This is a genomic window from Serratia sp. CY33802, from assembly GCF_052169095.1.
GTDB classification, from domain to species: Bacteria; Pseudomonadota; Gammaproteobacteria; order Enterobacterales; family Enterobacteriaceae; genus Serratia; species Serratia bockelmannii.
On sequence record NZ_JBJNLL010000002.1, the window covers coordinates 1023484 to 1036975 of the forward strand.

Annotated in this window: 11 protein-coding genes; 8 read left to right on the top strand and 3 right to left on the bottom strand. The window is 61.1% G+C overall.

Going from position 1 to position 13492, the window contains the following annotated elements:
* Positions 1-138 precede the first annotated feature (138 nt).
* From galT to gpmA, 5 genes are all read left to right on the top strand, one after another.
* Complete coding sequence (gene galT, locus ACJ8HA_RS11480; protein WP_099816699.1) at positions 139-1191, top strand: galactose-1-phosphate uridylyltransferase; 1053 nt, start codon at positions 139-141, stop codon at positions 1189-1191.
* Positions 1188-2339, top strand: a complete 1152-nt coding sequence (gene galK / locus ACJ8HA_RS11485) for a galactokinase (protein ID WP_060447621.1) — start codon at positions 1188-1190, stop codon at positions 2337-2339. The genes galT and galK overlap by 4 nt, the downstream gene beginning before the upstream one ends.
* The gene (gene galM / locus ACJ8HA_RS11490; protein WP_025301897.1) at positions 2333-3376 is read left to right on the top strand and encodes a galactose-1-epimerase; all 1044 of its coding nucleotides are present in this window, start codon (positions 2333-2335) and stop codon (positions 3374-3376) included. Before galK ends, galM begins: the two co-directional genes overlap by 7 nt.
* 197 nt (positions 3377-3573) lie before the next feature.
* Positions 3574-3921: a PsiF family protein gene (locus ACJ8HA_RS11495; RefSeq protein ID WP_442515348.1), complete on the top strand. Its 348-nt coding sequence runs from the start codon at positions 3574-3576 to the stop codon at positions 3919-3921.
* 215 nt (positions 3922-4136) lie between these two features.
* Positions 4137-4889 (top strand): 2,3-diphosphoglycerate-dependent phosphoglycerate mutase, encoded by a 753-nt coding sequence (gene gpmA, locus ACJ8HA_RS11500; protein ID WP_004939834.1) that lies wholly within the window; start codon positions 4137-4139, stop codon positions 4887-4889.
* 52 nt (positions 4890-4941) lie between these two features.
* Here the strand turns inward: gpmA and ACJ8HA_RS11505 are convergent, their stop codons facing one another.
* The 3 genes from ACJ8HA_RS11505 to aroG all read right to left on the bottom strand — a co-directional run bounded on the left by ACJ8HA_RS11505 (position 4942) and on the right by aroG (position 8490).
* Positions 4942-5982, bottom strand: a complete 1041-nt coding sequence (locus ACJ8HA_RS11505; protein ID WP_197770556.1) for a M48 family metallopeptidase — start codon at positions 5980-5982, stop codon at positions 4942-4944.
* A 7-nt stretch (positions 5983-5989) separates the two neighbouring features.
* Complete coding sequence (locus tag ACJ8HA_RS11510; protein ID WP_025301894.1) at positions 5990-7180, bottom strand: YjgN family protein; 1191 nt, start codon at positions 7178-7180, stop codon at positions 5990-5992.
* A gap of 257 nt (positions 7181-7437) precedes the next feature.
* Positions 7438-8490 (bottom strand): 3-deoxy-7-phosphoheptulonate synthase AroG, encoded by a 1053-nt coding sequence (gene aroG / locus ACJ8HA_RS11515; protein ID WP_025301893.1) that lies wholly within the window; start codon positions 8488-8490, stop codon positions 7438-7440.
* A 212-nt stretch (positions 8491-8702) separates the two neighbouring features.
* Between aroG and ACJ8HA_RS11520 the strand changes: the two genes are divergently transcribed.
* From ACJ8HA_RS11520 to zitB, 3 genes are read left to right on the top strand one after another with little or no spacing between them, the layout of a single operon-like run.
* Positions 8703-9308, top strand: coding sequence for a response regulator transcription factor (locus tag ACJ8HA_RS11520; protein WP_025301892.1), 606 nt, complete (start codon positions 8703-8705; stop codon positions 9306-9308).
* Positions 9305-12505, top strand: a complete 3201-nt coding sequence (locus ACJ8HA_RS11525; protein ID WP_442515349.1) for an ATP-binding protein — start codon at positions 9305-9307, stop codon at positions 12503-12505. The genes ACJ8HA_RS11520 and ACJ8HA_RS11525 overlap by 4 nt, the downstream gene beginning before the upstream one ends.
* Positions 12505-13467: a CDF family zinc transporter ZitB gene (zitB, locus tag ACJ8HA_RS11530; RefSeq protein ID WP_049208985.1), complete on the top strand. Its 963-nt coding sequence runs from the start codon at positions 12505-12507 to the stop codon at positions 13465-13467. Before ACJ8HA_RS11525 ends, zitB begins: the two co-directional genes overlap by 1 nt.
* The last annotated feature ends 25 nt before the right edge of the window (positions 13468-13492 follow it).

Sequence of the window (13492 nt, forward strand, 5' to 3'; positions counted from 1 at the left end):
TTTTCGCGTTAGATCACCTTTTTATCGCCGCGGGCGTGCTATCTTTCTGCGCAATAGCCTCTCCCTGTTCAGCAACGGGCGTCTCAAGACGGTAATTGGAAGCGATTACACTTTCGTCGGCGCCAAGAAAGGAACCGTATGACGGAATTTAACCCTATCGATCATCCGCACCGCCGCTACAACCCGCTGAGCGGCCAGTGGGTGCTGGTCTCACCGCACCGCGCCAAGCGCCCCTGGCAAGGCCAGCAGGAGGCCGTCCCCACGGAAACGCTGCCGGCGCACGATCCCGACTGTTTCCTGTGCCCGGGCAACGCGCGCGTCACCGGCGATCGTAATCCGGATTATCGCGGCACCTACGTTTTCACCAACGATTTCGCCGCGCTGATGAGCGATACGCCGCCGGCGCCCGACAGCCACGATCCGTTGATGCGCAGCCAGAGCGCGCGCGGCGTCAGCCGGGTGATCTGCTTCTCTCCCGATCACAGCAAGACTCTGCCCGAACTGACGCTGCCGGCGCTGGAGCAGGTGGTCACCACCTGGCAGGCGCAAACCGAGGAGCTGGGCAAGCACTACCCCTGGGTGCAATTGTTCGAAAACAAAGGCGCGGCGATGGGCTGCTCCAATCCGCACCCGCACGGGCAGGTCTGGGCCAACAGTTTTCTGCCAAACGAGGCCGAGCGCGAAGATCGCCTGCAACACGACTATTTCCGGGAACATGCCTCCCCGCTGCTGCTGGATTATGCGCAGCGCGAGCTGGCCGCAGGCGAACGCATCGTGGTGAACACCGAACACTGGCTGGCGGTGGTGCCCTACTGGGCCGCCTGGCCGTTTGAAACGCTGCTGCTGCCGAAAACGGCGGTGCAGCGCATCACCGATCTCAGCGCGGCGCAGAGCCGCGATCTGGCGCTGGCGCTGAAGAAGCTGACCAGCCGCTACGACAACCTGTTCCAGTGTTCTTTCCCCTATTCGATGGGATGGCACGGCGCGCCGTTCAACGGCGCCGACAACCGACACTGGCAGCTGCACGCCCATTTCTATCCGCCGCTGCTGCGTTCAGCCAGCGTGCGTAAATTTATGGTCGGTTACGAGATGCTGGCGGAAACCCAGCGCGATCTGACCGCCGAACAGGCCGCAGAGCGTTTGCGCGCCGTCAGCGATATTCATTACCGTGAAGCCGGAGCCCAAGCATGAGCCTGAAACCGCTTACCCATTCCCTGTTTACCGAACACTTCGGCTACGCGCCGGCGTTGACCATCCAGGCGCCGGGGCGGGTGAATTTGATCGGCGAGCATACCGATTACAACGACGGCTTCGTGTTGCCCTGCGCCATCGATTACCAAACCGTCATCGCCTGCGCCAAGCGCGACGACCGCCAGATCCGCGTACTGGCCGCCGATTATCAGAATCAGCAGGATCAATTCTCGCTCGACGGGCCGATCGTCAACCACCCCGATCAGCGCTGGTCCGACTATGTGCGCGGCGTGGTGAAACATCTTCAGCGACGCAACCCCGATTTCGGCGGCGCGGATCTGGTGATCGCCGGCAATGTGCCGCAGGGCGCGGGGCTCAGCTCCTCCGCCGCGCTGGAAGTGGCGGTAGGCCAGGCGCTGCAGGCGCTCTATCAGCTGCCGCTGGACGGCGTGGCGCTGGCGCTGAACGGCCAGGAGGCGGAAAACCAGTTCGTCGGCTGCAACTGCGGCATCATGGACCAGCTGATCTCCGCGCTCGGCCGGCGCGACAGCGCTCTGCTGATCGACTGCCGCTCGCTGGAGACCCGTGCGGTGCCGATGCCGGACAGCGTCGCGGTGGTGATCATCAACTCCAATGTGCAGCGCGGGCTGGTGGACAGCGAGTACAACACCCGCCGCAAACAGTGTGAAGAAGCGGCTCGGTTCTTCGGCGTCAAGGCGCTGCGTGACGTCAGCCCGGAACAGTTTGAAGCACGTCAACATCAGTTGGATCCGTTGGTGGCCAAACGCGCGCGCCATGTCATCAGCGAGAATGCCCGCACGCTGGCGGCGGCCGATGCGCTGGCGGCTGGCGATCTGCAACGCATGGGCCGGCTGATGGCGGAGTCCCACGCCTCGATGCGTGACGACTTCGAAATCACCGTGGCGCCAATCGATCGGTTGGTCGAGATTGTCAAAGCGACGATCGGCTCGCGCGGTGGCGTGCGCATGACCGGCGGCGGCTTTGGCGGTTGCATCGTCGCGCTGATGCCACAGGATCTCGTGGAGACGGTGCGTGCCGCCGTGGCGCACGAGTATCCGCGGCAAACCGGCGGATTACAGGAAACGTTCTATGTCTGCCAGGCTTCACAGGGGGCCGGTACATGCTGACGATGAGCACGGCAGCGGCGCCCGATGGGGAGCCTTATCAGCTGACGCAGCTGCAAAACGCCGCCGGCATGACGGTGACGCTGATGGACTGGGGCGCCACCTGGCTGTCCGCCGTCTTGCCGCTCAAATCCGGTGAAAAACGCGAACTGCTGCTCGGCTGCCGCAGCCCGGCAGACTACCCGCGCCAGGGCGCCTATCTGGGCGCCACCGTCGGCCGTTACGCCAACCGCATCGCCAACGCCAGCCTGCCCATCGATGGGACTCCCCATGCGCTGGCCGCCAATCAGGGCGTCCACCAGCTGCACGGCGGCCCCGACGGTTTTCATGCCCGCCGCTGGCGCCGGGTCCAGCAGGATGCGCAACAGGTCTGCTATGCGCTGCACTCGGCGGAGGGCGATCAGGGTTTCCCCGGCAATCTCGACGTGCAGGTCTGCTACCGTCTGACCCCGGATAATCGTTTGGAAATCAGCTATCTGGCACAGGTCGATCGCCCCTGCCCGGTCAACCTGACCAACCACGCCTATTTCAATCTGGACGGCGCCGGCACCGACGCCCGCGCCCAACGGCTGCAGCTGTTCGCCGATCGCTATCTGCCCGTCGACGCCGAGGGCATTCCCTGCGCCGATCTGACGCCGGTGGACGACAGCGGCATGGATTTTCGTCAGCCGAAAACGCTGCTGCAGGATTTCCTGCGCGATCGCGACCAGCAGCGGGTAAAAGGCTACGATCACGCATTCTTGCTGCACCGCACCTGCGGCGCGCTGGAGAGCCCGGCGGCCCATTTGTGGTCCGCCGACGGCCAGGTGCAAATGAGCGTGTTCACCGACGCGCCTGCACTGCAACTCTACAGCGGCAATTTTCTGGCCGGCACGCCGGCGCGCGATGGCGGCAGCTACGCCAACCATGCCGGCGTGGCGCTGGAGAGCGAGTTTTTGCCGGACAGCCCGCACCATCCCGAGTGGCCGCAGCCGGACTGCTGGCTGCAACCGGGGAGTCGCTACCGCAGCGCCACGCATTATCAGTTTTATCCTATCTGACCCGCTACGCCCCTCGCCGTGCGGCCGGGGGCAATTTGTTATAAATGCTTACCTTTTAGCGCTATCCCCCTACCGGCGCCCACCTTCCCTTATTCCAAAGCGCGCACTACACTCAGGCTACCGTGATAAGCACAACGCCTTGTGCAACGTCACCATTTTCGGCCGATGGCGGCCAATCAATAGCTGAAGGAACACCTATGCGTCTGATTACTGCACTTCCATTGCTGGCGGGCTTAATGCTGAGCATCAATCTGATGGCGGCCGACGCGACGACGGCGACGAAAACGCCTTCTCCGGCGCAGGCCGCCCAACAGAAACGCATGACCGATTGCAACCAGCAGGCATCCACCAAATCGCTGAAAGGCGCCGATCGCTCCACCTTCATGAGCACCTGTCTGAAATCCGAAGGCTCCGCCGCGGCGGGCAAAACCCTGACGCCGCAGCAGCAGAAAATGAAAAGCTGCAACGCCGACGCCAAGACCAAGGATCTGAAGGGCGACGCGCGTAAAACCTTCATGAGCAACTGCCTGAAAAAATCGGCCTGATTTCCCCCACGCCACGGCGCGCCCGGAGCGATTTCGGCGCGCCGTTTCCCCCTCACAGCGCCAGCCTGAACGATTCAGCTTTTTCCTTTCGCCAGCCCTTACTTTGCGGCAAGAAATTGGCTATGGTTAGACACTATCGATTGCCGAGCCCCGGCCCGCGGCAATATAATGATTTTCGTTATCATTGAAATGTCAGATTATTAAGGAGTTAAGCTATGGCTGTAACTAAGCTGGTTCTGGTGCGTCACGGCGAAAGCCAGTGGAACCAAGAAAACCGCTTCACCGGTTGGTATGATGTTGATCTGTCCGACAAGGGCCGCACCGAAGCGAAAGCCGCAGGCAAGCTGTTGAAAGAAGAAGGTTTCACTTTCGACTTCGCTTACACCTCCGTACTGAAGCGCGCGATCCACACCCTGTGGAACATCCTCGACGAGCTGGATCAGGCCTGGTTGCCAACCGAAAAATCCTGGAAGCTGAACGAACGTCACTACGGTGCGCTGCAGGGTCTGAACAAAGCCGAAACCGCTGAAAAATACGGCGACGAGCAGGTGAAGCAATGGCGTCGCGGCTTCGCGGTGACCCCACCTGAGCTGACCAAAGAAGACGAACGTTACCCTGGCCACGATCCGCGCTACGCCTCCCTGACCGAACAAGAGCTGCCGCTGACCGAGAGCCTGGCGCTGACCATCGATCGCGTTATCCCTTACTGGGACGAAGAGATCCTGCCACGCATCAAGAGCGGCGAGCGCGTGATCGTTGCAGCACACGGCAACTCGCTGCGCGCGCTGGTGAAATACCTGGATAACCTGAGCGAAGACGAAATCCTCGAACTGAACATCCCAACCGGCGTGCCGTTGGTGTATGAGTTCGATGAGAACTTCAAGCCAACCAAACGTTACTACCTGGGTAACGCCGACGAAATCGCTGCAAAAGCGGCCGCCGTGGCGAACCAGGGTAAAGCGAAGTAATTTCGCCCGTTAACGAAAAAGCCCCCGGTGAAAACCGGGGGCTTTTTTATTACTATCGCGGCTGCTGCGCCATCGCCTCATTCACCGCGTCCAGCCGTTCCTGCATCGCCGGATGGGTGCTGAGCCAGGCCGGCAGCGCCCAGTCATCGGTCTTTTCTCGTTCAGGCGCCTGCGCCAACGCGCGATAGATCGCCGCCATTTCCGCCAGCGAACGCCCCTGGCGCTGCATTTCCGCTATCGCAAACGCATCGGCCTCACGCTCCATCCCGCGAGAAAACTGCATCTCATTCACGAAGGACGCGGACTGCAGCAACGTGTCGCCGATGCCGCTGACGTCACCCGTCATCCACATCAGCGTCAACGCCACCAGTGACGAACGCACCAGCATGCGCATCGGATGACGATAAGCGTGATGCCCCATTTCGTGCAGCATCACCGCCGCCAAGCCATCGTCGTTTTTCGACAAAGTGACCAGCTCATCGCTGAGCACCAGCGTGCCGTCTGGCAACATAAAGGCGTTCGGCGCACCGGGCGCCGCCATCAACTTCAGCGACAGCGGCGTGCGCTCCTGGCGCATCTCAGGCGGCATCACCTGCCGGAACAGCTGTTGCAACGCCTGCTGCCTCTCGACCGGGAGTGCGGAGGGCGCGAAGCCGCTCTGGTCCAAAAACGTCTGTGTATGCTCGCCCAGCGTCTGTTCCACCGAGGTGGGGATGCGCATGGCGATCTCGCTGCTCGCCCACGGCAGCACCACGTAAACGTAAGCCACTACCGCCAGCAGCGTCATCAGCAGCGCCAGGGCAACGCCGCGTTTATGGCGTTCCAGCCGATGTACCCACCCCGGCGAACGGCGCTGATAGAACCAGCGGCGAAAGGCCGCATCGTCATCCGGCACAAAGCGCGCACCGTCGCTAAAGGTGAGCGTCAGCGGAATATTGCCCAGCGCGGCAGAAACGGTGATGTCCGCCAGCGGGATGTAACGCTGTTCATCCTGCCGCTGCAGCGTCACGCCTTCGCCGCTTTCGTTCACCAGTAAACGGGCCGCCTCACGTGCGGCCCGCCCCGGCAATTGATAAGCGCCTTCAAGGATCATCGGCGCCTCAGAAGCTGCCGCCCAGATCCAGCGCCTGCACCGCTTCTTCGGCCACCGCGCTGTTGGCAGTTTCCTGATGCGCAGTAATGTTCAGCAGCGCCAAATCGCCTTCAACCGCCGTGCAGGCCGCCAGATAACGGGCATGGCGCACTTCCGCCACCGGCGCCGCCAAACCGAGCGAGAACAGGGTAATCAGGGTATTGGTGATCAACAATCCCATGTACGGCATCGTTTTCATTGAGGAATGCAGCTTGATGTCGCCGTTCAGCCTTGCCTGGTTAAACAGGTAGTTGCGTTGGGCGACAACCTGGTAACTGCTGGCCACCAGGGCGCCGATCAGCAGCACCACCATCATCAGCAGCAGGCTGCTGATATTGTCCAGCACCAGCACATCAATGGCTTCATTGGTCAACATGCCCATCAACACCATCTGATAGAGGGTAAGGAAGAACGAACCGATGCACACCAGCGCGACCAACATGAACGGCAGGAATATGAGCAGGCCAACCAAGGCAAATTTGATAAAGGCCGATTTCTTCAGTTCGGCAATAAATGGTGTCTTCCCGAAAAACAGGTTATTAACGTACAAGTCATGCTGCAGTGCGCTAATAATGCCGTTTACCGCCGCAAATGCCGGCACGGCCAAAATCAGCGTCAGCACCAGCATAAAAGCAATGGCGTTGATGCTGCCAAGACCGCTGCCAATGCCGAGCAAGACGATCAGACCGACATACAGCCCGATAATCAGCAATAACGGGCAGAACAGTAAAGCCCAATAGGCGCGCCCGGTGCGGCAGACATAATTAAAACGCACGCCGCGATAGCTCGACATAATCGCATTGTAACGCCAGCTGCGGATAACGATCCACGGCAACAGGGCGAGCAACACCAGCAAAGCCAGCAGCCCCAGCAGAGGCGTTATCGCCAGCAAGATATAAAACACGATGATGCCGCCGATCACCAACAGCCGCCCTTTCAGAATTTGCAGCGGTTGTGCATGATAATCGAAACGATCGCCGTCCAATTCCGTGTTGCCGTAAAAATAGCGACGACGACGCACCGTCGCCCAGGCGGAATAGATGCCCAGGGTCAGAGCCGTCAATAACGCGTTGACTAACCAAATAGCGAAGTACTCACCACCTTTCCCATGGAATTTAATCCGGTGCAGCCCCAGCGGCTGCGAGGTATTACTTGTCATAATTCTTTCGTCCTGAAAGGAATAGGTCATACCACTCCCCGCTTATTCGTCATGCGGAGTTTGTGGAATAAAAAAGCGTCTTATATAAGCACAATGCCGAGAGCGGTGACAATTATTCTTTTATTAAATAGGAATAATGCGAAGACGGTCGCTTAATGATTTAATAAGCCTATTAACTGTAGGCCTTAAATTGACAGGAGATATAAGAATTTAAGATAAATAGAAAAGGGCCCGCTGGCGAGCCCTTCTTTACGCGATTAACCGCGGCGCGCTTTCACCGCCGCCGCCAGATCGCGCAGCACGGTTTCGGTATCCTGCCAGCCGATGCAGCCGTCGGTGACGCTCTTGCCGTAAACCAGCGGTTCGCCGCTTTCGAGGCTCTGGTTGCCTTCCACCAGATGGCTTTCGATCATCACGCCGATAATCGCTTTTTCACCGCCGCCAATTTGCCCGCAAACATCGGCGCTCACGTCCATCTGCTTTTTGAACTGTTTGCTGCTGTTGGCATGGCTGAAGTCGATCATCACCTGCGCCGGCAGCCCGGCTTTGCTCAGACCGGCTTTGACGTCCTTCACGTGCGCCGCGCTGTAGTTCGGCTCTTTGCCGCCGCGCAGGATAATGTGGCAGTCGCCGTTGCCGCTGGTGTTAACAATCGCCGAGTGGCCCCATTTAGTCACCGAGAGGAAGCAGTGCGGCGCGCCGGCGGCGTTGATAGCGTCGATCGCCACCTTGATGGTGCCGTCGGTGCCGTTCTTGAAGCCGACCGGGCAAGAAAGGCCGGAAGCCAGCTCACGGTGCACCTGCGATTCCGTGGTGCGCGCGCCGATGGCGCCCCAGCTCATCAGATCCGCCAGGTACTGCGGCGTGATCATGTCGAGGAATTCGCCGGCGGCCGGCAGGCCGCTGTCGTTAATCTCCACCAGCAGCTTGCGCGCCAGGCGCAGGCCGTCGTTGATGTTGAAGCTGTTGTCCATTTGCGGATCGTTGATCAGGCCTTTCCAGCCCACGGTGGTGCGCGGTTTTTCGAAGTACACGCGCATCACCACTTCCAGCTCGCCGCTCAGTTCTTCACGCAGCGCCAGCAGGCGCCCCGCGTACTCTTTGGCGGCTTGGGTATCATGGATGGAGCAAGGGCCAATCACCACCAGCAGGCGATCGTCGCTGCCGCGGAGGATATTGTGAATTGCGCTGCGGGCCTGGGACACCGTCTTTGCCGCGCGTTCAGTGGCCGGGAATTTCTCCAGCAAAGCCACCGGCGGCAGGAGTTCCTTAATATCATTAATGCGTAAATCGTCGTTTTGGTAATTCATAGCTTTTCCATTCGGTATCGTGGGGTATTTCGCAGTGCGTAACGGTGTAGATCCCAACAATCTAGCCTGTGAGAATGGCGCTGTAAATCACCTTTGCCCCCCACCGCTGGAACCGCCAAATTAACAGCAGATTGTGCTGTTTCATCTGGCGAGCGCAGAGCCTCCTTTTTCGCTATGCTAGCGATCAGAATATAAAGTGACCCGAGTTGAACATGCCCTCTCTGCTATTAGTTGATGACCACCCGGTGGTTCATGTCGCACTGGAAGCGGCGCTAATGAAATCATCCCGCCCCTACCGCCTGCAGGCGGCACAGGATGACGTACAGGCGCTGGCCCTGCTGGCCGAGGCCGCTTTTGGCCTGGTGATCCTGGATATCGGCCTGCCGCAGGCCGACGGGCTGCAGCTGTTGAAAAAAATCCGCCGCCGCTATCCGCAACAAAAAATCCTGATCTATACCGCGCAGGAAGCCGATGTCTATGCGCGCATGGCGCATGCCGCCGGCGCCGACGGTTTCGTCAATAAAGGCAGCTCGCTGGCGGAGTTGGTGCAGGCGATCGAGCAGGTGCTGGACGGTGAAACCCGCTTCCCCGCCGCCGCGCTGGCCGAAGAGCCGCCGACGGCGGACGGCGGGCAGCTCACCCCCAAGGAGCTCGAGGTGCTGGGCTTGCTGAGCCAGGGGCTGTCCAACCTGCAGATCGCCGACCGGCTGCACATCAGCAACAAGACCGTCAGCACGCACAAAAAAAACATCCAGCGTAAAACCGGCGCCGGCAACCTGCTGGAGCTGGTGGCGGTGTTTAAAGAGCTGGCGCCATGATGCGCCGCGCCCTGCTGCTGCTGATCCTGTGGTGCGGCCTGGCGCAGGCGGCGGAGCCGGTGCGCTATCAGTTGGTCAGCAACCTGAATACCCCCGAGAACATGCTGATCGTCGGCGAGAAAAATCCCTGGCGCGATCGCACGCTGCGCGTCGGCATCATCAGTGAGAACACCAGCCCATACAACATCATCGTGGACGACGATCTGTATGGGCTGAACGCCGACTACCTCGGCTATATTCAGCAGGTGACCGGCATCCGCTTCGCCATTTACGGCTTCGCCGACCTGACGCAGCTGGAGCAGGCGCTGCACGACGGCAAGGTCGATCTGCTGTACGGCATCCCGCAGAGTGAAGCGCTGCACGGGCTGGAGATCTCTCAGCCCTACTACGTCAGCAATCTGCGCGTATTGCGCGATCGCAGCAACGATCGGCCGGTGATGCTCAATTCCGCCAACGCCCGCGTCGCGATCGGCGCGCTGACCGACATGCAGTCCGGCGGCGCCCTGCAGGCGGTGGCATCGCAGATCCAGCGCTACGACAACAACCTGCAGGCGGTCTATTCGCTGCTCAACGGCAGCAGCGACTACTTTATCGCCGACGAGGCCAGCGCCAGCTTTATCATCGACCAGCTGCAGCTCGGCCAGCTCTATCAGATTGAAAGCAACGAGAACCTGGGCAACCTCTCCTTCGTGTTCGCCGCCGCCGATCCGCGCCTGATAGACACGCTGGACACCGCCATCGCCGACGCGCCGATGGAGCTGATGAATGCCCTGCAGAGCCGCTGGAGCAAAAAGATCCCCAGCTACCTCGACACCGGCAATGCCGATCTGACGGCGATGGAGAAAAACTGGGTGGCGAGCCACCGCGTGGTTTACTACGCCGCCATCGAGAACAACTTCCCGTTCGCCTACCGCGGCTCCGACGGCCAGCCGCGTGGCTACGCCATCGACATTCTCAACATCATCGCGCAAAACACCGGACTGCGTTTCGCGCCGCTGTGGGCGCGCAACGCCGAGCAGGCCGATGAGCTGGTGCAGTCCGGCCAGGCCAGCTTCCGCGCCGCCCTGCCGCTGGCGCGCGGCGTCAAGGCGCGCTACGGCGCCAGCATGCCGATCCACCGTTCGCTGTGGGGCGTTTACGTCGGCCAATACGCCAACGGAATCTCAACCTGGAGCGATTTGGCCGGTAAGCGCATCGGCGTGCTGCAGGGCGATTTGGCGCAGGGGCTGGTACCGGAACAGGAGCAGACCGTCAGCTTCGCCGACAGCAAGTCGATGTACGACGCGCTGGCCAACGGCCAGTTGGATGCGCTGGTGGATAACGTCATTTCCGCCAACTTTTTGGCGCTGTCGCGCTATTCCGGCGCCATCAAACTGGCCTTCGCCGCCAACAATATCCCCTATCCGGTGGCCTTCGGCGTGCGTCGCGATCAGACGCTGCTACTGGCAATCCTCGATAAGAACCTGATGCAGATCCCGGCGGACACCCTGCAATCGCTGCGCGACGAGTGGATCGTCGATCGCAGCAACCTGATCGATGCGGTGAACGATAACCGCATGCCACCGCAGACTACCTGGCTGCTGGCGCTGCTGGCCGCCGCCACCGTGCTGCTGTTGGCGCTGACGCTGCGCCGTTTCATGCTGCAGCGCCGTGAAAAACGCGAACGCGAAGAGCTCGAGCAGGCGCGCCGCCGCGCCGAAGCGGAAAACCGCATGAAGAGCAAATTCCTCGCCACCGTCAGCCACGAGTTGCGCACGCCGATGCACGCCATCCTCGGCCTGCTGGAACTGGAGCTCAAACGCCAACCCGCGCAGGAAGGCCTGCCGGTGATATACAGCTCGGCCTCTTCGCTGCTCAACCTGCTCAACGACCTGCAGGATCACGCTCGGCTGGAAACCGGTTCGCTGACGCTGGCGCCGAAACCGGTGGCGCTGCGCCCCTGGGTCGCGCGCATCGACGCCCTCTACCGGCCGCTGATCGGCGAACGGCCGTTGACGCTGAGCGTAGTGGCGGATCCGGCGCTGCCGGAGGCGGTGATTATTGATGGTGAGCGTTTACTTCAGGTGGCTAATAACTTGATAAACAACGCGATAAAGTTCACGCCGCGCGGCACCATTCAGGTCGAGGTCGGCTGGCACGCGCAGGATGAGCGGCAGGGGGAATTGCATCTGACGGTGAACGACAGCGGCTGCGGCATCGCCGCCGATGAGATAGGCAAGCTGTTCCAACCGTTTTACCGTGCACGCGGCGCGCAACGCATCTCGGTGCAGGGCACCGGTTTGGGGCTGTCGATCTGCAAAGAAATCGTCGAACAGATGGGCGGCCGCATCGAACTGCACTCGCAGCCGGGCGTCGGTACCCGTGTCAAGGTCGCGATACCGGTCGAGCTGAGCGGCGCGCTGCCGGCTGTCGCCCCGGCAGAGCGCACCTTTGCTCTGCCGTCTTCCGCCTTACGTACCGCGCTGATCGACGATCATCCCACCAATCTGTTGCTGATGGAACGCCAACTGCGCCACTTCGGATTACAGCCGGCCCGCTTCGAACAAGGCTATGCGCTGCTGAAGGCCCAGCGCCGACAGCCGTTCGATCTGCTGTTTATCGACTATAACATGCCGCGCCCGGACGGCCTGACGCTGGCCAGACTGATCCGACGCGACGAACAGCGGCTGCAGCGCCCGCCTTGCCGCATCGTGCTCTGCTCGGCAGACGTGCAGGAGTTTACCCGCATCCCGCCGGGGCTGGTGGCGATCGACCACTTCCTGACCAAACCGATTTCACTGGCGGCGATCGGCCAGGTATTGGCTCAACAGCCGCAGGCTCAGGAAGAAAAGTCAGTCCTTACTGACCTGCGGCAAACGCTGGCCGAAATGGCGGGTGGCGATCGCGCCATGCTGCAGCGGCTGGCGCAGACGCTCGGCGATACGCTGCGGCAAGACCGGCAGCGGCTCGCGGACGCCGTCGACGCGCACGACTGGCCGCGCCTGGAGCAGGCGGCGCACCGCATCAAGGGCAGCCTGCTGATGCTGCAGCTGCCGGAAGCCGCGCAGCTGTGCCAGCAGCTGGTGGATACCGCACGTCGGGGCGAGCTTGCCGCCGCCGCTTATACTAAATTAAAGGCGTTAGTGGCGCAGATAGAACCGGAGCTGGACGCTCTGCTCGCCGCCGCCCCCTCTTTCGCTATGCATAAGGATGAATAATGTCGGACACTCCACACGTACACCTGCCGAAAGACAGTAATAGTAAACGCCTACTGACCGCTTTTTTAGTCACCGCGGTCTTTATGGTGGCCGAGGTGGTCGGCGGCCTGTTGTCCGGCTCGCTGGCGCTGTTAGCCGATGCCGGCCACATGCTGACCGATGCCGCCGCGCTGCTGGTGGCGCTGATGGCGGTACATTTCTCCCAGCGCAAGCCCAACGCGCGCCACACCTTCGGCTATCTGCGCCTGACCACCCTGGCGGCCTTCCTCAACGCCGCGGCGCTGCTGGTGATCGTGGTATTCATCCTGTGGGAGGCGATACGGCGTTTCTTCGAACCACAGCCGGTGATGGGTACCCCGATGCTGATCATCGCCATAGCGGGGCTACTGGCGAACCTGTTCGCCTTCTGGCTGCTGCATCGCGGCAGCGAAGAGAAAAATATCAACGTGCGCGCCGCCGCGCTGCATGTGTTGGGCGACCTGCTCGGCTCGGTGGGCGCCATCGTCGCCGCCATCGTCATTCTCGCCACCGGCTGGACGCCGATTGACCCGATCCTGTCGGTGCTGGTCTCCTGCCTGGTGCTGCGCAGCGCCTGGCGGCTGCTGAAGGAGAGCTTCCACGAGCTGCTGGAAGGCACGCCGCAGGAGATCGACATCGCCAAGCTGCAAAAAGACCTGTGCCTGAATATCCCGGAAGTGCGCAACATCCACCACGTACACGTCTGGCAGATTGGCGACCAAAAGCTGATGACGCTGCATGCGCAGGTGATCCCGCCGCATGACCACGATGGGCTGTTGCAACGCATTCAGGCTTATCTGTTGGAACACTACAAAATTGGCCACGTGACCATTCAGATGGAGTACCAGCACTGCGAGACGCCGGACTGCGGTATCAACCGGGCGCCGGAGCCGAGTGAACACTCACATGCCGAAGCGCATTCCCATCTGGGACATCGCCACTAAGCTAAGAGGGCGCCACCACGGCGCC

Bases quoted from the DNA above. Each gene is read 5' to 3' on its own strand.
- ACJ8HA_RS11510 (WP_025301894.1), bottom strand. From the start codon at position 7,180: ATGACAAGTAATACCTCGCAGCCGCTGGGGCTGCACCGGATTAAATTC.
- galK (WP_060447621.1), top strand. From the start codon at position 1,188: ATGAGCCTGAAACCGCTTACCCATTCCCTGTTTACCGAACACTTCGGC.
- ACJ8HA_RS11495 (WP_442515348.1), top strand. From the start codon at position 3,574: ATGCGTCTGATTACTGCACTTCCATTGCTGGCGGGCTTAATGCTGAGC.
- galM (WP_025301897.1), top strand. From the start codon at position 2,333: ATGCTGACGATGAGCACGGCAGCGGCGCCCGATGGGGAGCCTTATCAG.
- ACJ8HA_RS11520 (WP_025301892.1), top strand. From the start codon at position 8,703: ATGCCCTCTCTGCTATTAGTTGATGACCACCCGGTGGTTCATGTCGCA.
- gpmA (WP_004939834.1), top strand. From the start codon at position 4,137: ATGGCTGTAACTAAGCTGGTTCTGGTGCGTCACGGCGAAAGCCAGTGG.
- galT (WP_099816699.1), top strand. From the start codon at position 139: ATGACGGAATTTAACCCTATCGATCATCCGCACCGCCGCTACAACCCG.
- ACJ8HA_RS11525 (WP_442515349.1), top strand. From the start codon at position 9,305: ATGATGCGCCGCGCCCTGCTGCTGCTGATCCTGTGGTGCGGCCTGGCG.
- ACJ8HA_RS11505 (WP_197770556.1), bottom strand. From the start codon at position 5,982: ATGATCCTTGAAGGCGCTTATCAATTGCCGGGGCGGGCCGCACGTGAG.
- aroG (WP_025301893.1), bottom strand. From the start codon at position 8,490: ATGAATTACCAAAACGACGATTTACGCATTAATGATATTAAGGAACTC.
- zitB (WP_049208985.1), top strand. From the start codon at position 12,505: ATGTCGGACACTCCACACGTACACCTGCCGAAAGACAGTAATAGTAAA.